Genomic DNA, 20,373 nt, shown 5'->3' on the forward strand with positions numbered 1-20,373 from the left:
GTCATTTTCGCTTCGCGCCCTTGACGTTCAGCGGTTTCGATCCCAGCGCTTTAAGGTATGCCTTCACCGTGCGTGTCAGTCCCATATAGAGCGCGTCCGAGATCAGCGCATGGCCGATTGAGACTTCCTGCAAGCCTTTGACCGCTTTCACGTATGCGGGAATATTTTTAAGATCGAGATCGTGCCCGGCATTCACGCCGAGCCCGATTTTCCGCGCGAGGCGCGCGGCCTCGCGATGCGCCTCGAGAATCTGCTCGCCCTCAGGAGTGCCGAACGCATGCGCATACGGCCCGGTGTATAGCTCGATTCGATCGGCGCCGAGTTTTCGCGCTCGCTCGATCTGTTCGTTATCAGCATTGAGAAACAGACTCGTGCGGATGCCGCCCCGCTTGAACCGCGCGAGCAGATCGCCGAGCCAATCGGCATCGCCGCTGGTCAGGTTCCATCCCGCATTCGACGTCAGCACTCCCGGCGGATCGGGCACCAGCGTCACCTGAGTTGGCCGCACGCGCAGGACGAGATCGATAAACTCCGCCCCGGGATAACCTTCGATATTGAACTCGACCGTAATCATCGCCGCGAGATCGAACACGTCCTGAAACGTGATATGCCGCGCGTCGGGCCGCGGATGCACCGTTATCCCATGACATCCGGCCGCGATACATTTGCGCACCGCTTCGACCACGTCGGGAATGTTCCCCCCGCGCGCATTCCTGAGCGTCGCAATTTTATTGACGTTAACGCTGAGCCGAACCATTCCGCCCCAACGTTACCAGACCGCAACTTGGCATTCAGCGGCATCTTCCCCGTCTCCCACGGGGAGAGCATTCAAGGTGAGGGACCTTGTTAAGCGCGCGATCGGTTCGCGCGCGATTCAAGATTTTGCTTCTCGCAACGCTTGGACACTCGCAGGTACTGCGCATGGTAATATTTTTTGAGGGCTATACCATGATTCTTCTCAACGCCGCCGAAAGTCGCGAACTCGATCGCATCAGCCAGGAGAAGTACCAGATTCCGTCGTACTCGCTGATGACGCGTGCGGGAGAGGCGGTTGGTGACGCCCTCGTCGAGCGATTTTCCGACGCCACCCCCGACGTGCTGGTCGTTGTGGGCAAGGGAAACAACGGCGGCGACGGATTCGTCGCAGGACGACGGCTAATCCAGGACGGCTTCGCGGTGCGAGCTGTCCTGCTCGGCCGCGCCACCGACCTGAAAGGCGACGCAGCGCGGGCGCATGCGGAGTTCCGCGCAAGCGGCGGCAACGTGATCGAGGCGTCCGAAGAATCCAACCTCGAAGCCGCGCTCGTAAAACGTCCCACCGCAGTCATCGATGCGATCTTCGGCACCGGACTCAACGCGGAGGTTAAAGACCGGCCGCGGCGCGCAATCGAGATCGTCAATTCATTCGCAGTGCCGACCGTCGCCGTCGACATCGCGTCAGGTGTGAATTCCGATACCGGCGCGATCATGGGCGTCGCGATTCGAGCTTCGCTGACGGTGACGTTCGGGTTCGCAAAGTTCGGCCACGTTTCTTATCCGGGCGCGGGGCAAACCGGCGAGCTGCGAATCGTCGATATCGGATTTGCGCCGCGCGCAATCGAGGAGATAGCGCCGCGCGGAAGGTTCCTCGAACGCGCTGACTTGCAGCATCTGCTTCATCCACGGCCGGAGAATTCGCACAAGGGAATGTATGGACATCCACTCGTTATAGCCGGCAGCCGCGGCAAGTCCGGCGCCGTGCTGCTCGCGTCGCGCGCCGCACTGAGGGCGGGCGCCGGCCTGGTGACGGCCGCAGTGCCGGAATCGGTCCAGCCGATCGTCGCTGCCGGGCAGGCCGAGCTGATGACCGAGCCGATCGCGGATCGCGACGGCCACTTTGACGGCGCTCACGCACCCGACGCTCTGAAGATGCTGCTCGAAGGCAAGAACGTGTTGATCGTGGGACCGGGAATCGGCCTAACCGATGATACCAAGCGCCTCATCGAATGGCTGATTTCGGACGCGTCCGAGCGAGACCGCGCGATGCTGATCGATGCCGACGGGCTGAACGCGCTCGCCGCCATCGGCTGCGAAGCTTTGAAGCGTGCGCGCGGTCCCGTTGTGCTAACCCCTCATCCTGGAGAGGCGTCGCGGCTGCTCGGTGTGAAGACGACGGCCATCAACGACGATCGCATCTCAGCCGCGCGCAATCTGGCGGAACGAACCGGATCGACTGTGCTGATAAAGGGCTCGCGCTCTGTAATCGCGTCTCCCGACGGCGATGTCTATGTGAACTCGACCGGCAATCCCGGCATGTCTACGCCGGGGATGGGTGACGCGCTGTCGGGAATTGTCGGCGCGATGCTCGGACAGCACATGCGCCCGCTCGACGCGCTCGCGCTCGGCGTTTTCCTCCACGGCTACGCTGCGGATCGAGTCGCGCAGCGCATCGGGCGCATCGGCTATATCGCCGGCGACCTCATCGACGAGCTGCCCGCCGCTCTGGAAGCACTATCGAAGTAGTTGAGCTATTATAGTAACTGAGTAATCGCGATGCCTAATGCTGCTGCAGATTCCGATGCGACTGTCGTCACGATGGTTATCGAGACCCGCTCGCCGCACGAGACCAAGTTGTGGGGACGGCGGCTCGCGTCGCTTCTGAAGGGCGGTGAACTGCTGGGCCTCATCGGCGATCTCGGCGCGGGCAAGACCGTCTTTATCAAGGGCCTCGCGAGCGGACTGAGTCTCCGCGAGGAGGACATCCTGAGCCCGACCTTCACGATGATCCAGGAGCATCACGGCCGCTTCCCGCTTTATCATATCGATCTCTACCGCCTCGAAGAGGCGACCCTCGACGACCTCGGCCTTCGCGAATATCTGTTCTCCGAAGGCGTCGCAGCCGTCGAATGGTTCGAGCGCCTGCGCGGCAGCGCCGACATGGAATTCCTGTCCGTCCGGATAAGCTACGCCGGCGCCAACCTGCGCCGCATCGAATTCAGCGCGCTGGATTCGCGCCACGCACAAATCATCTCAAAGCTAAAACGCAGCTTCGCCTGAGGGCGTGTACTGAGTGATGCCGCGCGTCCGGATTTATTGGCAGTCCTCAAGGGGAGGGATTCACCATGGAACTGAGCAACCGCTTGGTCTTTACAAAGTGGGTTGTGGTGATCTTGATCGCTGGCTCATGGATAGTGTGGATCGCAGCGAACTTCGCTATTCGAACTGGGCATCGGTGGGCGCTCTATTGGATTTACGGCGCCTATTTTGGATCCATCGCGCTCTGGTCGTTGAGTCGAATCGTTAGATCGCTTTTCCCCGAAAAGGAGAATCCAAAAGTCTAAGCTGATCCCACGGGCTTGCTGCCACTCATTTCGCGAAGTGGATAATCCACGACAATCGCGCGCCCATCCGTGACCGCTCTCACAAAATGGAGCGTGTCCGGTGGCACGATCGCGACGCATCCCGGCCCGGCCACTTGCGTCTTGCCATCGATCCTCACTTCGAGCTGCCCTTCAATCACGTTCCACACTTCCTCGTTCGCATGCGAGTGCTCGAGGATCGATGACCCCGCCTCGAATACGTAGTGCCCGAACGTCATGCTTTCCGAATCGAAATATTTTCCTTTCCAGCCGGGCAGCCGTTCGATCGTCGTCAATTCATTGGTGTCGATGAATGGCATCTGCTTATCTCCCGGTTGCGTGCGATACTCATATTAACCGCTTGCCGAAGCTGAAGTTACGGTGCGATAGGGGTCTGGTTTGCGGTCGATTTTCCAATCATAATACCCGATTACCCCTTTTTTCAGAGCTTATAGGGTCATTTCGGTGGGATTAGTCGTTCAAAAATACGGTGGAACGTCGGTCGGTTCGATCGAGCGTATCAAGGCCGTCGCCGATCGCGTGGTCAGAGCGCGCGAGGCCGGCGATCGGATCGTCGTGGTGGTGTCCGCGATGGCTGGTGAAACCAACCGGCTGTTCAAGCTCGCATCCGAACTGAGCGAAGCGCCAAGCGCTCGCGAGACTGACGTGCTGGTCGCGACGGGAGAGCAGGTCTCGGCTGCGCTGCTCGCGATCCGGCTCCACGCGATGGGGCATCCGACGGTTTCTTTTCTCGCGTTTCAAATGAATCTCACGACCGATTCGAATCACGGCCGCGCGCGAATCAAATCCGTGCAATGCGATCGCGTGATGCGCTCGCTCGACGACGGCAAGATTGTCGTCGTTGCGGGATACCAGGGCGTCAATATCGACGGCGATATCACGACGCTCGGCCGCGGCGCGTCGGATCTGACTGCGGTCGCGCTCGCAGCGGCTCTCAAAGCCAACGCGTGTGAAATCTACACCGACGTGGACGGCGTCTATACCGCCGATCCCAACGTATGCCCGAAGGCCAGGAAACTCGGGCGCATCTCCTACGACGAGATGCTCGAGATGGCTGGCCTTGGCGCCAAAGTCCTGCAGACCCGTTCGGTTGAACTCGCCCGCCGTTACAACGTGCCGCTCGTCGTCCGCTCCAGCTTCGGTGAAGCCGAGGGGACGTGGGTCGGACAAGAGGATCAATTGATGGAGGACGTGCTCGTCTCGGGCGTAACGCTCGATCAGAATCAAAGCAAGATAACAGTCGCCGGCGTCGAGGATCGCCCCGGCCTCGCGGCGAAGATTTTCAGCCCGATCGCGGACGCTGGAATCATCGTCGATATGATTATCCAGAATGCCAGCGCCGACGGCCGCACCGACATGACGTTCACGATTGGACGCGAGGATCTCAACCGCGCGCTCGAAATCGTCACGCGCACGGCCAACGAAATCGGCGCGGCGGGCGTGCGGCACAACGATCAGGTCGCCAAGGTCTCGGTGGTCGGCGTCGGCATGCGCACGCATTCGGGCGTCGCGTCCACGATGTTCAAAGTGCTGGCGGCGGAGCGAATTAATATCGAGATGATCTCGACCTCGGAAATTAAAGTGTCGGTCGTGGTCAATTCGAAATACGGCGAGCTCGCGATGCGTGCACTGCACGACGCGTTTATCAACGGCGATAGCGGCCCGAATGGCTCGCCGCGGGAGTCAGTTTGAGTCCGATGGCGGATGCAAAACATATCCAGGTTTACGACACCACGTTGCGCGACGGGTGCCAGTCCGAAGACGTTTCGCTGACAGTCGAGGACAAGGTCACGATTGCCGAACGGCTCGATGATCTCGGTTTCGATTACATCGAAGGTGGATGGCCCGGCTCGAACGATCGCGACGCCGCGTTCTTCAAAGAGATCAAGAAGATCAAGATTCGGCACGCCAAGATCGCGGCCTTTGGATCGACGCGCCGCTCTGGTGTCCGCGCGTCGGCCGATCGCAATCTGCAACTGCTGCTGCGCACCGGCACTCAAGTCGCGACTGTTGTCGGCAAGACCTGGGACATGCACGTGCGCGAGGCCCTCAGAATTCCCCTGAATGAGAATCTCGAAATTCTCAACGACACGATCGCGTTTCTGAAAAAGAACTTCGACGAGGCGATTTTCGACGCCGAACATTTCTTCGACGGCTATTTTCACAATCCCGAGTACGCAATCGCTTGCCTCAAGGCGGTCGATGATGCGGGCGTTACCCTGATCGCTCTGTGCGATACCAACGGCGGACGGCTCCCGCATGAAATCGAAGCCGCCGTCACGGCGGCGCGCGCTGCGGTCGATTGCCCAATCGGAATCCATTGCCACAACGACTCTGAAGTCGCGGTCGCCAACACTCTCGCGGGCGTGCATGCCGGCGCGACGCAGGTGCAGGGCACCGTCAACGGTTTCGGCGAGCGATGCGGCAACGCGAACCTGGTTTCGATTGTCGCCAATTTGCAGCTCAAGCTCGGATACCATTGCGTGCCGCCGGCGAAGCTCAAGACCATGCGCGAGGTCTCGACGCTCGTGTACGAGCTCGCCAACATCACGCCGTTCGCGCGCCAGCCGTACGTCGGCCGCAGCGCGTTCGCGCACAAGGGCGGCCTGCACGTCTCTGGAATCCAGCGCAACACCGCGACCTACGAGCACATCGATCCTGCGCTGCTCGGCAACGATCGCCGCGTGCTGCTCTCAGAGCTCTCCGGCCGCGCAAACATCGTCTACAAGGCCAAGGAATTCGGCCTCGATATCGGTACTGCCAGCGACGACAAGATCGGCGTTCTGCTCGACGAGCTCAAACGACTCGAAGGCGCGGGTTACACCTTCGACGGTGCTGACGCTTCTTTCGAGCTGCTGATGCTCCGCACGCTCGGGCTCGCGAAGGAACATTTCAACTTCGTCAGCTTCCGCGTGTTCGACGACAAGTGGCATGAGGATCGCGCGCCGTTCAGCGAAGCCGTCGTCGTGCTCGAAGGTCCTGACGGCGTGCGCACCCGCAACTCCGCGATTGGCAACGGCCCCGTCAACGCGCTCGATTCAGCGCTGCGTTCCGCGCTGGTGCCGTACTATCCGAATCTGGAGACGATGCAGCTGGTCGATTACAAAGTTCGCGTGCTCGACAACGGCGCCGGCACCGAGGCGCGCGTCCGCGTCCTGATCGAATCTACCGACGGCAAGCGCCGATGGGGCACCGTCGGACTGTCGAGCAACGTCGTCGAGGCGAGCTGGCAGGCGCTGGTTGACTCGGTCGAATACAAACTGCACAAGGATAATGTGAAGCCGCGCGCGAAGGCGTCCGCTGGAAAACAGAACGGATCGCGTCCGCGGTCAGTCAAAACTGCCGAGAATAGTCACGCCGCGCACTCGAAAGCCTGACGCGCGGCGCATCAACAAGAGGTACGTGCCATGGGTGTTCTGAGCCGAATGAGGGAAGACATCCAGTCGATCTTCGACCGCGATCCTGCGGCGCGCACCAGCCTTGAAGTAGTGCTCCTCTATCCCGGTCTGCACGCGATCTGGGCCTATCGCGTCGCACATTGGCTCTGGGAGCACAACTGTAAGCTGCTCGGCCGCCTCGTGAGTGAGTTTGCACGGTTCATTACCGGAATCGAAATCCATCCCGGCGCTAAAATCGGCCGTCGCCTGTTCATCGACCACGGGATGGGCATCGTGATGGGCGAGACCACGGAAATCGGCGACGACGTTCTCCTCTACCAGGGCGTCACGCTCGGCGGCACCAGCCTCAAGAAAGAAAAGCGGCATCCGACTCTCGAGGATCACGTGATGGTCAGCGCTGGCGCGTCGGTGATCGGGCCGGTGCGGATCGGCGAAGGCAGCCGTATCGGCGCGGGAGCAGTGATTGTCTCCTCCTGTCCGCCGTGGTCGACAGTCGTGGGAATCCCCGGCAAGGTGATCGAGGGCGACAACGCTCGCCACGACGTGATGGAACTCGATCACGCCAAGCTGCCCGACCCGGTCGCGCGCGCGATGGGAAATCTGATCGAGAAGCTCAACCGAATGGGCGTTCGGATGGAAGAGATCGAGGAGCGCCAGGATTGCCTCGAGGACAAAGTCAGCGAGCATCATCCGCCGACTCCCGATCGCATTGCCAACAAGGGCTAGCGATACGACCAGCCCTTGTCAGCGCAGAACCTTCACGCCACTAGCTCTTCTTCAGATGCGGCGTGCCGATATACGGGAACTCCTTGAGCGTGTCGCTATGCGGTTTGAGGCCGCTGGGAGGACATTCGCCCTTGGTCAGAAAGGCGAGGCGGTAATCGATCACGTCGTCAGTGAAAACGCGGCCGTTCGGATATTTCGCGGGCTTCGACGGGTCGAGAGTCATCACGTCGGGCAGTGTGCCCTCCTTGTCGATCGCCGCAATCGCTTCTTCGCGCGTGTAATTCCCCGTGTGGCCCATCAGATGCACGAATTGATCGATCCAGCGCTTGCGATCGTTCACCGGCTCGCTGGCGTTGTACTCGACCTTCGTGTCGTCGGTATTGAAGAAGCTGCTGACGCTCGGATGGCCCGCGCGATCGACATGCTCGAGCTTGCCGTCCTTCCGCACGCTGCATCGCCCCCAGATGCGTATGACGGGCTTGGGCCCCAGTTCGCTCGTCGGGACTTCGACCGCCGTCGAGAACACGTTGGCTTGCGTATTGGAATCCACTCCCGTCCAGGGCGATTTGCCGCCGAGCTGACTGAGATGCGGTTCGGTGAAGTTCCGTTTGCCCCTGATGTCAAACAGCGCCTTGATTCCGTCGAAGTCGAAAAAGAACGCGTCGCTGCGGCTGCCAGCGAAGAATGTGTACTCGCCCGCTTTGATGATGTTGGGGTTGGGCCCGAAGGAGACCTCGGCGTCGCTGACAATCTTCTTGCCGACAGCTTCGGCAGAGCGGGAATCTGCTCCTTTCGCTAAAAACACGTTGAAGGTCTGCTTGCCGTTTTGCGGTTTCGAAAAGACGTAGCTGATCGCGATGTCCGTCAGCAAATCACCGTCGCTGTCGATGTTGAGGCGGTAGATGGCGTCCGGATGCAGCGCGTCGGCGTTCGGATTCGCATTGAGAATGATCACCGTCCGCGACGAATCCTTTGGCGACTGAAACGCATAGAGGTCGCACAAATCGAGTCGTTGATCTCCGAGCGGCGGGCCGAGACTAAGTCCGGTAAAATGGTTCGACATGATTTCTCTCCTTCTCAGGTCGAGAGCTGAAATTTGTTTGGAAGAATAGTAACAAGGGTGCAATTTTATGTCGCCACTTTTGCGCGTCAGAGCTTGTGTCCGAAGCCCGCGCCCATCTCGTATTCGTTCGGGCTTTCGATCATCCGCCCGCTCAGGATTCGCTCGAAGCTAAAAGGCGTCAGATCAACCGTCGCGCTGGTGCCGGTGAGAATCAGCTCCGCCATCGACGCTCCCACCACCGGCGCGGTCTTGAATCCTGTTCCGCTGAAGCCGGCCGCGACGAACAAGCACTCGAGTCCCGGCACCGCGCCCATCACAGCGCGCGCGTCCGGGCTGACATCGTAGATTCCGGCGTGGCCGCGAGAGTAGGGCGCATAGGCCATCGCGGGAATCCTCTTCGCGAGCCGCTCACGCACCGCCGCGACGAAGTCGTCATCGTTGCTCTCGCGAAAATCGTCGGGATTCGCCTCCGCCTCGGCCTTCCATCCGCCCAGCCCGGCCAACGTCAGATCGCCGCCATGCGGCCGAAAGTAGCTGCCCGCAATGGTATCTATATAGATGCAATGCTTGAGTTCAGGCGCTCGTTTGAAGAACGCGATCTGCGCGCGCTCGCTCTTGATGCCGATCTTCACGCCCATCGGCGCGAGCAGTGCGTCGGTCCAGGGTCCCGCAACGACGCATACCGCGTCCGCCTCGTGAACGTGCCCGGCGCCGTCTACGACTCCCGTCGCTCGACCGCCTCGATGCATGATTCGCGCGATAGCTGTGTTCGTCGAGAATTCCGCGCCCTGACGCTTCGCCGCGGCAGCCAGCGACTCTGTAGTCGCGACGGGATCCGCGTATCCGCTATGTGGCTCGAATGCGGCGAGGGCGACATCGTCGACGAACGCGTGAGGCTCGAGTTTCTTTAACTCAGCCGCGGTCACAACTTCGGTATCGACGCCGACGCGCTGGAGCATCGCGGCATTGGCACGCAGTCGCGGCGCGTTGCGCTCATCGACCACGACCGCAAAGCCAGTCTCGACGAATCCGCATCGCCCGCCGACGATCTCGCGCCAGTGCTGGAAGTAGCGATGACTCTTCCACGCCAGCTCGGCTTCGGGCGCGAACGTGTAATGCATCCTGACCAGCGCACCCGACCGCGCCGACATTCCGCCGCAAATCCCGCCCTTGTCGAACACGCGGACGCGCGCACCTGCCCGCGCGAGATGGAACGCGATCGAGCATCCCACTACGCCCGCGCCAACTATGATTATGTTTCCGTTCGATGACGACTGCGCCACGCGACGAAGCCCCGTCTTTTGCCGTCGATCGGTGTACGATAAGCTATTCGCCGCACTCTTGGCGAACAAAGCTTCTATGCCGATATATCTCGATCATAACGCGGGCGCCCCCCTTCGCGCCGAAGCTGCCGCCGCGATTTCGCGCCTGCTGGCCGATGGGCGAGGGAACCCATCGTCGGTCCATCGTTCTGGGCAACGCTCGCGCCGGTCGCTGGAGGCTGCGCGCGCGCAAGTCGCCGCGGTAGTCGGGGCGGAACCGCGGCAGCTCGTCTTCACCAGCGGCGGTACCGAATCGAACAACCTTGCTGTCTTCGGTGCAATCGCTGCGGCGTCGCGAAGGCGCAAAATTATTTCTTCCGAGATCGAACACTCGTCGATCCTGGCTCCGCTGGCGGAACTCGAGCGGCGCGGCTTTGACGTAGTGCGAGTCGCCTCCGACTCTGATGGACGAATCGATCGAGAGCGCGTGCTAGCCGCGCTTGACGCCGAGACCGCGCTTGTCACGCTTGGACTTGCGAACTCCGAGGTCGGAACAATTCAGGATCTCGCGTCGCTCGCATCTGCGTGCAGAGACATAGGCGCATTACTTCATGTCGATGCGGCACAGGCAGTTGGCCGTATTGCGGTCCACGTGAACGCGCTCGGATGCAATCTGATGACGCTTAGCGGCCACAAGCTCGGCGCGCCTGCGGGCATCGGCGCGCTCTACATTCGCGACTACGCGAAGTTTGCTCCGACCGTGTTTGGCGGGCCGCATGAGAACGGCATGCGCGCTGGCACGCCCAATCTGCTCGGCGCAGTGGCCTTCGGCGCCGCGGCCGAAGTTGCGATGAATGCGATGAGCACGGAGTCCGATCGAATCACATCGCTCACTGCGTCGCTATTGGCAAGACTGCGGGATGCGATTCCTGGCCTTCGCTTGAACGGCCCGCTGGTCGGCAGATTGCCAAATACGATCAACCTTACGTTTCCAGGCGTGCTGGGCGAGAGCATGCTGATCGCGCTCGATCTCGAAGGAGTTGAACTTTCGATGGGCTCGGCCTGCGCGGCCGGCGCCGTCGAGCCGTCGCATGTCCTGCGCGCGATGGGCCGCAGCGTGGCAGACGCGCGCAGCTCGCTCCGAATCAGCCTCGGCTGGAGCAACACCGCAGAGGAGATCGCCGCAGTCGCGGAGATCATCCCCTCGGTCTGGCGGCGCGTCGCGTCCGCTGAGCCTCTGTCGGAGGTGAGCGCGCGATGAAGCCGCGAGTGCTGGTTGCGATGTCCGGCGGTGTGGACAGCTCCGTCGCGGCGGCGCTTCTGCGTGAGCAGGATTACGATGTCGTCGGCGTCGCGATGCGTCTTGCGCCGGAGTCGTCCGCGCCAATCGCGAAGCGGCGCGGCACCTGCTGCTCGCATGACGACTTCGAAGATGCGCGCCGGGTTGCAGAGCGGATGGATTTTCCGTTCTACGTGATCGATTTGCGCGCCGACTTTGCCGCACGCGTGGTCGACAACTTCGTCTCTGAATATCTCGGCGGGCGCACACCGAATCCGTGCGTCATGTGTAATCGCGAGATCAAGTTCGATCGCCTGTGGAGCCGCGCTCTCGCACTGAATGCCGACTATGTGGCGACCGGGCATTACGCGCGAATCGAGCAAGGCGCGGACAGCAAGTTTCACCTGCTGCGCGCCGTCGACGATACCAAGGATCAGTCGTACTTTCTTTTCACGCTGGGGCAAGACGAACTGTCGCGTACGATTTTCCCGCTCGGTGCGATGACCAAGACCGAGGTTCGCGCACGCGCACGCGCTTTGGGACTCGCGACCGCGGACAAGCCCGAGAGCCAGGAAATCTGCTTCGTTCCCGACGGCGACTACGCCCGCTTCGTCGAGCGCCTGAGCGCCCCCGCGCAACTTCGTCCGGGCTCAATTGTTGATACCGACGGGAAGCATCTCTCGCATCACGCCGGAGTCCATCGATTCACCGTCGGACAGCGCCGTGGTCTGGGTATCGCCAGCAGCGAGCGGCTGTACGTTCGCGAGATTCGCGCCGAGTCGGGCGAGGTAGTGGCCGGGCGCCGCGACGAACTCGATTCGTCGGGCCTCATCGCGAATCGAGTCAGTCTGGTCGACGAATCAATCGCGTCCGGCGGTGAAGTGAGCGTCGAGGTAAAGATTCGCTATCGGCATCGCGCGATCCCCGCGATCATGCGCGTTGATTCCAACCGCCGTGCGGAGATTCGCTTCGCGTCAAGTGGCCCTGCGGTGACGCCGGGACAGGCGTGCGTTTTCTACCGCGGCGATGAAGTGCTCGGCGGCGGTTTTATCGATCGGGCAGTCACCGAGAAGGCGGCAAGCTGACGGTGGCAACTCGTTTCGCAATCGCCACGCTCGGATGCAAGGTCAATCAATACGATTCGGCGATTATCGAGTCGCGTTTGCGCGGTCGAGGCATGGTTCGCGCCGAATTCACCGAAAAGGCCGACGTCTATATAGTCAACACCTGCACCATCACCGATCGCGCCGACTCCGAAAGCCTGCGGATCGCGCGTCGAGCGCGCCGGCTGAATCCGAATGCGCGCATCGTGATGACCGGATGCCTCGCGCAGGCGAGTCCCGACGTGCTGGCGAAAGCGTCGGAGGTCGACGCCGTGATCGGCCTTGGCAGGCTCGACGACCTCGAGCGCGCAGCCGCTTCAGGAGCCGGCGAGCGTGTGATGGTAACGAATCTGCGCAAGGAGAAGGCGCCGATCGAGCTGGCCGCAGTCACGCTCGACGGTCATACGCGCGCGTTCCTGAAGTTGCAGGAGGGCTGCGATCAATTCTGCAGTTTTTGTATTGTGCCTTTCTCGCGAGGCACTTCGCGGAGCGTCGAGCCGCGTCGCGTGATGGCGGCGCTCGACGATCTTCACGCACGTGGCTTCAAGGAAGTCGTCCTTACCGGAGTGCATCTTGGCGGTTACGGCAAGGACCTCGATCCTCCCGTCGAGCTGGCCGACCTGCTCGAGATGATCGCCGAGCGATGCCCAATCGAGCGCGTGCGGATAAGCTCGCTCGATCCCGAAGAGTTGAGCGATCGGATCGTCGAGATAATATCGGGCAGCGCAAAATTCTGCCCGCATCTGCATCTGCCATTGCAGTCCGGTGACGACGAAACTTTATCGCGGATGCGACGGCGTTATGAGCGCGGTTATTTTCGCGACCGCGTCGAGCGTGTTCTGCATGCCTGGCCCAACGCCGCAATCGGCACCGATCTGATCGTTGGGTTTCCGGGCGAGACAGGAGCGCACTTCGAGTCGTACTTTAACTTCGTCGAATCGATGCCACTTGCATACTTTCACGTATTTCCATATTCGGTGCGGGCGGGAACCACGGCGGCCAAGTTTTCCGGGCGGGTGAAGCCGCCGGAGATAAAGCGACGCGCGGCGATGATGCGCGAACTGGGCGATCGCAAGCGCGTGGAATTCGTCGGCCGCTTTGTCGGAACAAAACTTAAGGTATTACTTGAAGAGCGTGGACCGGATGGCAAGCTGCGTGGGTACAGCCGCAACTACGTGCGGGTATCGGCGCGGGGCCCCGACGAACTGACAAACCGCGAAGTCGAGGTGGAGGCGTCAACCGTTGAAGGCATCCAACTGGTTGGGGAGATTGTTCGGCCGCGGGCAGATGGAACTGCCTGCGGCAGGACCTCCTGAAAGTTCCGGCACCAAACTCGAGCGGATACTCGGTTATACGTTCGAACGCGAGGAACTGCTGGAGACCGCGTTGACGCATCCGAGCGCGGCGGTCGGCAGTGACGTCCATTACGAGCGGCTGGAATTTCTTGGCGACGCGGTGCTCGATCTGGCGATCGCGGATCTGTTGATGCGCAAGTTTCCGACGGCGAAGGAAGGCCCGCTGTCCAAACAGCGCGCGTCGATCGTAAACGCGCGCACGTTGGCTCTGAAAGCACAAGCGATTGAACTGAACGATATGATGCGGCTGGGCAAAGGCGAAGAAAAAAGCGGCGGACGCGAGAAGACCTCGATCCTGGCCGCCGTGTTCGAAGCGGTGATCGGCGCGATCTACACCGACGGCGGTCTCGCGCCTGCACAGCAGGTGGTCGAGCATCTGTTTGAAAATGATATCGGCGGGCCGTCCGCGGAGCGCGACTACAAGACCGAATTGCAGGAAATCGCGTATCGGCATTTTCGCACGCAGCCGGTGTACGAGCTGGTCGCTGCGGAAGGACCCGATCACGCCAAACGCTTCACGACTCGAATACGAATCGCGGGGCGCGAACTCGGCGTGGCCGAAGGCGGCAGCAAGAAGCAGAGCGAGCAGGCCGCCGCGCGCCTGGCGCTCGATCGGATAGAAGAAGAGCGGGGTGAGCGCGATGGGTGAGCATCGCGCGGGTTTCGTCGCGGTCGCGGGGCGCTCTAACGTCGGCAAATCGACGCTGGTGAATCGCCTGGTGGGGCACAAGGTCGCCATCGTGACGCCGCGTCCGCAGACCACGCGCCGGCGAATTCTCGGGATCCGCAGCGACGCCGACGCGCAAATCCTGCTGATCGACACTCCCGGACTGCACGAGGCGAAGAAGCAACTCAACCAGCGGATGGTGCAGACCGCGCGCCGCGCAATTGCGGAGGGCGAAGTCATTCTGGCCATGGTGGAAGCCGGCGATCATCTGAACCCGGGAGATCGCGCAGTGCTGATCGATATTCGTGCGCTCGGCCGTCCGACGGTGGTTGCGATCAACAAGGTCGACCGCATTCCGCGCGCGCAACTGCTGCCTCTGATCGAAGAAATCAACCGCGGTTTTCCCGGCGCCGAGATCGTTCCGGTCAGCGCGCGCACCGGCGAAAATGTCGAAGAGTTGCTGCTCGTGCTCAAACGGTTGCTTCCTGAGAGCCCGGACCTGATGTCGCCGGATGAATACACCGATCAGACCGAGCGGATGATCGCGGAAGAAATCGTGCGTGAGAAAATATTTTTGAAAATGCGCCAGGAGATTCCATTCTCGACTGCGGTCAAGGTCGAGAAGTTCGAAGACGACGAGGAACGCAAGCTAAAAAGGATCGGCGCGACGGTGGTGGTCGATCGCGAATCGCACAAGGGCATGCTGATTGGCGCCGGCGGCGCCACGCTCAAGGAGATCGGCACGGCGGCGCGAATCGAGCTCGAGGAAATCCTCGCCGCACGCGTGTTTTTGGAGATTGTTGTCAGAGTTGAGCGTGACTGGACTCGCGATCCACGCAAGCTCGCGGAGTTTGGACTGTGACGAAACCGCGCAAACCATCGGGAGCCGAGGCGAGGCGAATTGCCGCCGAGGGTCTGCCGGCCGTTGTGCTGGTTGGACGCGCGAACGCGGGCAAGTCGACCCTGTTCAATCGAATCGCGAAGGGCGGGCGCGCGATTACCAGCTCGATTCCCGGCACCACGCGAGATCTGAATTTCGCGCGCGCGAAATACGGCGATCGCGAATTCGTGGTGGTCGATAGCGGCGGCCTCGAGCTTGGCGGGCATGAACGGATGACAGATCGAATCGTCACCGAGGCGCTCGCCGCGGTCGGCGTCGCGGACGTGGTGGTGTTCATGCTCGACGGCAGGGGCGGGCTGAGCGAAGCTGACTCCGAAGCGCTTGCGCTGGTGCGCGAAACCGGATGCCCGCTAATCATGGCGGTCAACAAGATCGACCGGCCGGGGCAGGAGTCTGAGGCGTCTGAGTTCTACGCGCTCGGCGGTGACGAGCTGTTTTTCATCTCGGCGGCGCACGGGCGCGGTGTCGACGAGTTACTTGATCAAGTCGTCGCGCGGCTGCCGGAGCGCGAAGGCGCCGCCGCCGCATCTCCCGATTTGAGGCTCGCGCTGATCGGCCGTCCCAATGTCGGCAAGTCTTCGCTGCTCAATCGGCTGTCGGGATTCGAGCGCGCTATCGTCGATGACACTCCCGGTACGACACGCGATCCGGTGGACGTGCGGCTGACTTCGCACGGCCGCGACGTGCTGTTGATCGACACGGCAGGAATCCGCCGGCCGCCGAAGGTCGAAGGCGAGCTCGAGCAGCATTCTGTCGGGAGAGCGATCGAAACGATTCGTCGCGCCAACGTGGTGTTGCTGGTGATCGACGCGAGCGAGGGAATCACCGACCAGGACGCGCGGCTGGCGCGGCTGGTGGACACCAGCGATCGCGCGATGGTGATCGTGTGCAACAAGTGGGACGTCGCGGCGAAGAATGGCGGCAAGGTTGCGACCTTCATCCGCGATGCGCACGAGCGCTATCCGTTTCTCGAATATGCATCGATGGTGTTCACCTCGGCAGTCACGGGGGACGGCGTCGATGGAATCATTCCGGCGGCGACGCAAGCGGGAGATTCGTGGCGCGCAGTGTTTCAAACGTCGCGGCTCAATCGAACGCTGGCGGAGGCGACCGCCGCGATGGATCCGCCGCAGGTCGATCGTCGGCGCTTGAACCTGATGTACGTGACGCAGGTCGGCAGCGCGCCGCCGCGCTTGACGTTCTTCACCAACGTCGAACGCGGCATTCCGGCGCACTATGTGCGCTTCATCGAAACTCGATTTCGAAAAGCGCTGGGATTGGTCGGCACGCCGCTTCGACTGGACTTTCGACGCACCGGCCGTTCATGGGTGCAAGGCGCTCCGCCGCGGCCAACGCGCGGCAAGCCCCGCAACCGCCCCGCCCCGCGAAGCAAACCAGCCCGCGCGTAGCCAACGTGTATTGCGAACTCAATGCGTGAACGAAGACGCCTCGCGTTCACGATCTCAGTTGCGATTCTTTTCGGATCGCGCACGGTCTCGGCTTGGGCAAAAGATCTCCCGTGCCGGAACTTGCGAAAGGCTAAGGCCGCTCGTCTCATAAGTACTTTCGCTACTCCTTTACCAAACGAGATGGCTTTCTCGCACGGTCTGGGTTGCTACTCGGAAGGTGGAGAGTATTCAAACCCGTGTGATTGGAAAGTGGCTATCTCCGAAGACCGCAATCTATCGGAGGATCGTCGTCTCATTGTGGTCAATACGGAGCATATGACTGGTCAAGGCGAACAGGGGGATGTGCTTGTACTCGGTTGTCAGGCCGGAAAGGTTACCGCGCTCTTGAATGAGACATTCAATCGCGGCGTAGCGGCCGAGGAAGCTTCCACAGATAAGGTGGTCCTGAAGTTCTCAAGGTGGGAGCACTGCGACGCTGTGTGCTGTCCCTCAACGGAGGTACGACAGGTGTACGTGTGGAGGAAGGACGCTCAGGAGTACGTGCTCGACCGAGAGATCGCAAAGACATTCGCTTCGCCCATCAATACCTGTGGCAAGAAAAGTCAGTAGGCTTGGAAGCGCTCAACTCAGGACCCTACCCGCGTACGATAAACGCTTGTGGAACGTTGAGCGCGACCGCGTTTCTTACTCCGGGCAGCGTCCGGTATATTTCAATATACAGTGATTCTGATTTTAGATTTCGGCAGCCAGTACACGCAGCTAATCGCGCGGCGGGTGCGCGAGGCCAACGTGTATTGCGAAATCCATCCGTTCAATTTCGCGCCCGAAAAAATCCGTGCGCTGAATCCGCGTGGAATAATTCTGTCGGGTGGACCAGCCAGTCTCTACGAAGAGAACGCGCCCGATATCGCCGACGAGGTGTTGAACCTCGGCTGCCCGGTGCTCGGAATCTGCTACGGGCTGTATGTGATCGCGCAGCACATGGGCGCTTGCAGTGTGGGCTCGCGACAACGCGAGTACGGGCCGGCGACGCTAGTGATCGACGGCGACGACGTCCTGTTCGAGGGGCTCAACGGGCGCGAGCATCGCGTGTGGATGAGTCACGGCGATCGCGTCGAGGCGATTCCGGGTGCGCTGTGTGCGATCGCGCATAGCGACAATTCGCCCTACGCGGCGTTCAAGTCGCGCGACGGGCGCGTGCGCGGAATCCAGTTTCATCCGGAAGTCGTACACACGCCGTGCGGCACCCAGGTGCTTCGCAACTTCGTGCTGAAGATTTGCGGCGAGCGCGGCGATTGGACGATGGCGAATTTTGTCGAGACCAAACTCGCCGAGATTCGCAAGCAGGTTGGTCCGACTGACAAAGTCCTGATGGGACTTTCGGGTGGCGTCGATTCTTCCGTGGCGGCCGCGTTGATCCATCGCGCGATCGGCTCGCGGCTCCATTGTGTGTTCGTCGATACCGGTCTGCTGCGCGCGGGCGAGCGCGAGCGGATGGAGAATACGTTCGCGGGCCAGTTGGGCATCGATCTAAAGGTGACCGATGCGTCCGAGCTTTTCATTTCGCGGCTGGCGGGCGTGATTGACCCCGAGCAAAAGCGTCGCATCATCGGGCACACGTTCATCGACGTGTTTGAGTCCGAAGAGGTCGTCAAGGGCGCGAAGTTTCTCGGCCAGGGCACGCTGTATCCCGACGTGATCGAGTCGATCTCATTCAAAGGGCCGTCGGCGGTGATCAAGAGTCATCACAATGTCGGCGGATTGCCGGAGCGGATGCGCCTGGAACTCGTCGAGCCGCTGCGCGAACTGTTCAAGGATGAGGTCCGCGAAGCAGGGCGCCAGCTCGGGCTCGCACCAGAGATCGTTGATCGCGAGCCGTTCCCAGGCCCCGGCCTGGCGGTGAGAATCGTCGGCGAGGTCACGCGCGATCGGCTCGACTGCTCCGGCGCGCCGACGCAATCGTGATGGAAGAAACCGCAGCCGCCGGCTTCGGTCTCAAACTCTGGCAGGCGTTCGCGGTCCTGCTGCCACTCAAGACAGTCGGCGTGATGGGCGACGGCCGCAGCTACGAAAGCGTCATCGCGATTCGCGCAGTCGAGTCGATGGACGGGATGACGGCGGATTGGGCGCGGCTCGATCCGGCCTTTCTCGCGCGCGTGTCGAGCCGGATTACCAACGAGGTCAAGGGCGTCAACCGCGTCGTTTACGACATCACGTCGAAGCCGCCGGCGACGATCGAGTGGGAGTGATGACGGTTCGCACGCGTTTCGCGCCGAGTCCGACCGGCTCGCTGCACATCGGCAACGTCCGCTCGGGGCTGTTCGCGTATCTTTACGCGCGGCACAACCACGGCACATTTATTTTGCGCATCGACGACACCGATCTCGAGCGCTCGTCGAAGGAGTCGCTCGAGGAGCAGCTTGCGGACTTGAAATGGCTCGGGATGGAATGGGACGAAGGCCCGCCCGACGAGACCTACTTTCAGACTAATCGAGTCGCGCGGCATCGCGAGGCGGCGCTGAAACTTTTGCGCGAGCGCAAGGCGTATCCATGCTACTGCTCGGCCGAAGAACTCGACGCCAAGCGCAAGCAGGCCGAACGCGAGCATCGCCGGCCGGTGTACGATCGCAAATGCCGCGGCCTCGACTTGCCCCCGGACCTCGCGCTGCCGGATAAATCCGCCGGCCGCAACTATACGATCCGATTCGCGATGCCGCTCGACGGCGAAACGGTCCTCGACGATCTGGTGAAGGGCCGCATCGTCTTTCAGAACAGCGAGCTCGACGACTTTATCATCGTGCGTTCGGACGGCTCGCCGATCTACAACTTCGCCAGCATCCTCGACGACGTTGACATGCACGTGACGCACATCGTTCGCGGCGACGACCACGTCTCGAATACGCCGCGCCAGATGCAGATGGCGTACGCGCTCGGCTTCACGCCGCCGGCCTTCGCGCATCTGCCGCAGGTGATGGGCCCCGACGGCTCGAAGCTGTCGAAGCGTCACGGCGCGACCTCGGTCGTCGCCTATCGCGAGGCCGGTTATTTTCCGGAGGCGCTGCTGAACTACCTCGCGCGGCTGGGATGGTCGCATGGCGATCAGGAAATCTTCTCGAAGGACGAGCTGATCGAGTTTTTCGGTTTCGAGGCGTGCGGCACCTCCGCCGGAGTTTTCAACGCCGAGAAATTGCTCTGGCTTAATTTTCACTACCTGAAGGCGCGGCCGCTTCCGCAACTGGTCGCCGAGGTCAAGCCATTCATCGCCAGCCGTGGATGGACGATTCCGGGCGACGACGCCTGGCTCGAAAGGGCCGTCGCGACGCTGCACGAGCGCGCCAAAACGCTGGTCGAGCTGGTGGACTTCGCATCGTTCTATCTAAACGACGACATCGAGCTCGATGCGAAGGCGGCGGCGAAATTCCTGAAGCCCGAAATCGCGGAACCATTGCGTGCGCTCGCGGCTGAACTCGCGGAATGCGCGGGCGAGTTCAACGAAGCGGAGGTGCAAGCCGTATTCGAGTCCGTCCTGGCGCGCTTCAATCTCAAACTCGGACAACTCGCGCAGCCGGTCCGCGTCGCCCTTACCGGCGGCACCGTCAGTCCGGGGATTTACGAGGTGATCGCGGTGATCGGCAAACGCCGCACCGTCGATCGCATGAACGCCGCCGTCGCTCGAATCGAGCATCCAGCCTGAGGATCACTTCGAGTTCGTTGGCGGCAGCACCAGGATTTGCCCGTTCATTTCCGGCTGATGCACCGCGCAGTAGAAGTTGAAGATTCCGTCCTTGTGAAAGGTGAACACATACGAGGTCTTCGTCAGCGGCAGCAGCTTCAGATGCATCAGCACGGTT

16 protein-coding genes and 1 pseudogene are annotated in these 20,373 nt (G+C 61.5%); 13 read left to right on the forward strand and 4 right to left on the reverse strand.

All coding sequences use genetic code 11. From position 1 onward, the window contains the following. Window position 1: 1 nt before the first annotated feature. Window positions 2-757, reverse strand: a complete 756-nt coding sequence (locus tag WB650_RS17560) for a pyridoxine 5'-phosphate synthase (protein WP_422301837.1) — start codon at window positions 755-757, stop codon at window positions 2-4. A 164-nt stretch (window positions 758-921) separates the two neighbouring features. Here WB650_RS17560 and WB650_RS17565 point away from each other — a divergent pair, with 164 nt between their 5' ends. Both WB650_RS17565 and tsaE read left to right on the forward strand, forming a co-directional pair. Further along, a complete protein-coding gene (locus WB650_RS17565; protein WP_422301835.1) occupies window positions 922-2,502 on the forward strand; it encodes an NAD(P)H-hydrate dehydratase in 1,581 nt (526 codons plus the stop codon). A gap of 30 nt (window positions 2,503-2,532) precedes the next feature. Next, window positions 2,533-3,036 carry a tRNA (adenosine(37)-N6)-threonylcarbamoyltransferase complex ATPase subunit type 1 TsaE gene (gene tsaE, locus WB650_RS17570; protein WP_423961387.1) on the forward strand — a complete coding sequence of 168 codons (504 nt, stop codon included), beginning with the start codon at window positions 2,533-2,535 and terminating at the stop codon, window positions 3,034-3,036. 280 nt (window positions 3,037-3,316) lie between these two features. On the opposite strand, the gene WB650_RS17575 is transcribed toward tsaE, so the two are convergent. Beyond that, window positions 3,317-3,658: a cupin domain-containing protein gene (locus tag WB650_RS17575; RefSeq protein WP_423961388.1), complete on the reverse strand. Its 342-nt coding sequence runs from the start codon at window positions 3,656-3,658 to the stop codon at window positions 3,317-3,319. Between the two features lie 145 nt (window positions 3,659-3,803). Here WB650_RS17575 and WB650_RS17580 point away from each other — a divergent pair, with 145 nt between their 5' ends. From WB650_RS17580 to cysE, 3 genes are read left to right on the forward strand one after another with little or no spacing between them, the layout of a single operon-like run. Beyond that, window positions 3,804-5,051: an aspartate kinase gene (locus WB650_RS17580; RefSeq protein ID WP_423961389.1), complete on the forward strand. Its 1,248-nt coding sequence runs from the start codon at window positions 3,804-3,806 to the stop codon at window positions 5,049-5,051. Between the two features lie 5 nt (window positions 5,052-5,056). Beyond that, entirely contained in the window at window positions 5,057-6,736 is a 1,680-nt protein-coding gene (gene cimA, locus WB650_RS17585) for a citramalate synthase (RefSeq protein ID WP_423961390.1), read from the forward strand. Window positions 6,737-6,766: 30 nt separating this feature from the next. Next, on the forward strand, window positions 6,767-7,483 hold the full coding sequence (gene cysE, locus WB650_RS17590; RefSeq protein WP_422300866.1) for a serine O-acetyltransferase: 717 nt from the start codon (window positions 6,767-6,769) through the stop codon (window positions 7,481-7,483). Between the two features lie 40 nt (window positions 7,484-7,523). Here cysE and WB650_RS17595 read toward each other — a convergent pair whose 3' ends face one another. After that, window positions 7,524-8,546, reverse strand: coding sequence for a DUF4331 family protein (locus tag WB650_RS17595; protein WP_423961391.1), 1,023 nt, complete (start codon window positions 8,544-8,546; stop codon window positions 7,524-7,526). Between the two features lie 86 nt (window positions 8,547-8,632). Beyond that, the gene (locus WB650_RS17600) at window positions 8,633-9,829 is read right to left on the reverse strand and encodes an NAD(P)/FAD-dependent oxidoreductase (RefSeq protein ID WP_422300864.1); all 1,197 of its coding nucleotides are present in this window, start codon (window positions 9,827-9,829) and stop codon (window positions 8,633-8,635) included. Between the two features lie 76 nt (window positions 9,830-9,905). Between WB650_RS17600 and WB650_RS17605 the strand changes: the two genes are divergently transcribed. The 8 genes and pseudogenes from WB650_RS17605 (at window position 9,906) to gltX (ending at window position 20,216) form a co-directional block, all read left to right on the forward strand. Then, window positions 9,906-11,069, forward strand: coding sequence for a cysteine desulfurase family protein (locus tag WB650_RS17605; RefSeq protein ID WP_422300863.1), 1,164 nt, complete (start codon window positions 9,906-9,908; stop codon window positions 11,067-11,069). Beyond that, window positions 11,066-12,172, forward strand: coding sequence for a tRNA 2-thiouridine(34) synthase MnmA (gene mnmA / locus WB650_RS17610; protein ID WP_422300862.1), 1,107 nt, complete (start codon window positions 11,066-11,068; stop codon window positions 12,170-12,172). Before WB650_RS17605 ends, mnmA begins: the two co-directional genes overlap by 4 nt. Window positions 12,173-12,174: 2 nt before the next feature. Then, complete coding sequence (gene mtaB, locus WB650_RS17615; RefSeq protein WP_423961392.1) at window positions 12,175-13,506, forward strand: tRNA (N(6)-L-threonylcarbamoyladenosine(37)-C(2))-methylthiotransferase MtaB; 1,332 nt, start codon at window positions 12,175-12,177, stop codon at window positions 13,504-13,506. Continuing rightward, window positions 13,478-14,194: a ribonuclease III gene (rnc, locus tag WB650_RS17620; protein WP_423961393.1), complete on the forward strand. Its 717-nt coding sequence runs from the start codon at window positions 13,478-13,480 to the stop codon at window positions 14,192-14,194. Before mtaB ends, rnc begins: the two co-directional genes overlap by 29 nt. Then, a complete protein-coding gene (era, locus tag WB650_RS17625; protein WP_422304181.1) occupies window positions 14,187-15,074 on the forward strand; it encodes a GTPase Era in 888 nt (295 codons plus the stop codon). Before rnc ends, era begins: the two co-directional genes overlap by 8 nt. Next, on the forward strand, window positions 15,071-16,522 hold the full coding sequence (der, locus tag WB650_RS17630) for a ribosome biogenesis GTPase Der (RefSeq protein ID WP_422304179.1): 1,452 nt from the start codon (window positions 15,071-15,073) through the stop codon (window positions 16,520-16,522). The genes era and der overlap by 4 nt, the downstream gene beginning before the upstream one ends. 705 nt (window positions 16,523-17,227) lie before the next feature. Continuing rightward, a pseudogene (guaA, locus tag WB650_RS17635) lies at window positions 17,228-18,771 on the forward strand (glutamine-hydrolyzing GMP synthase). Then, window positions 18,768-20,216 (forward strand): glutamate--tRNA ligase, encoded by a 1,449-nt coding sequence (gene gltX, locus WB650_RS17640; protein WP_423961395.1) that lies wholly within the window; start codon window positions 18,768-18,770, stop codon window positions 20,214-20,216. The pseudogene guaA and the gene gltX overlap by 4 nt, the downstream one beginning before the upstream one ends. Window positions 20,217-20,373: the final 157 nt, after the last annotated feature.

Origin of the sequence: Binatus sp. (SeqCode) (assembly GCF_049584895.1) — a bacterium.
GTDB lineage: Bacteria > Desulfobacterota > Binatia > Binatales > Binataceae > Binatus.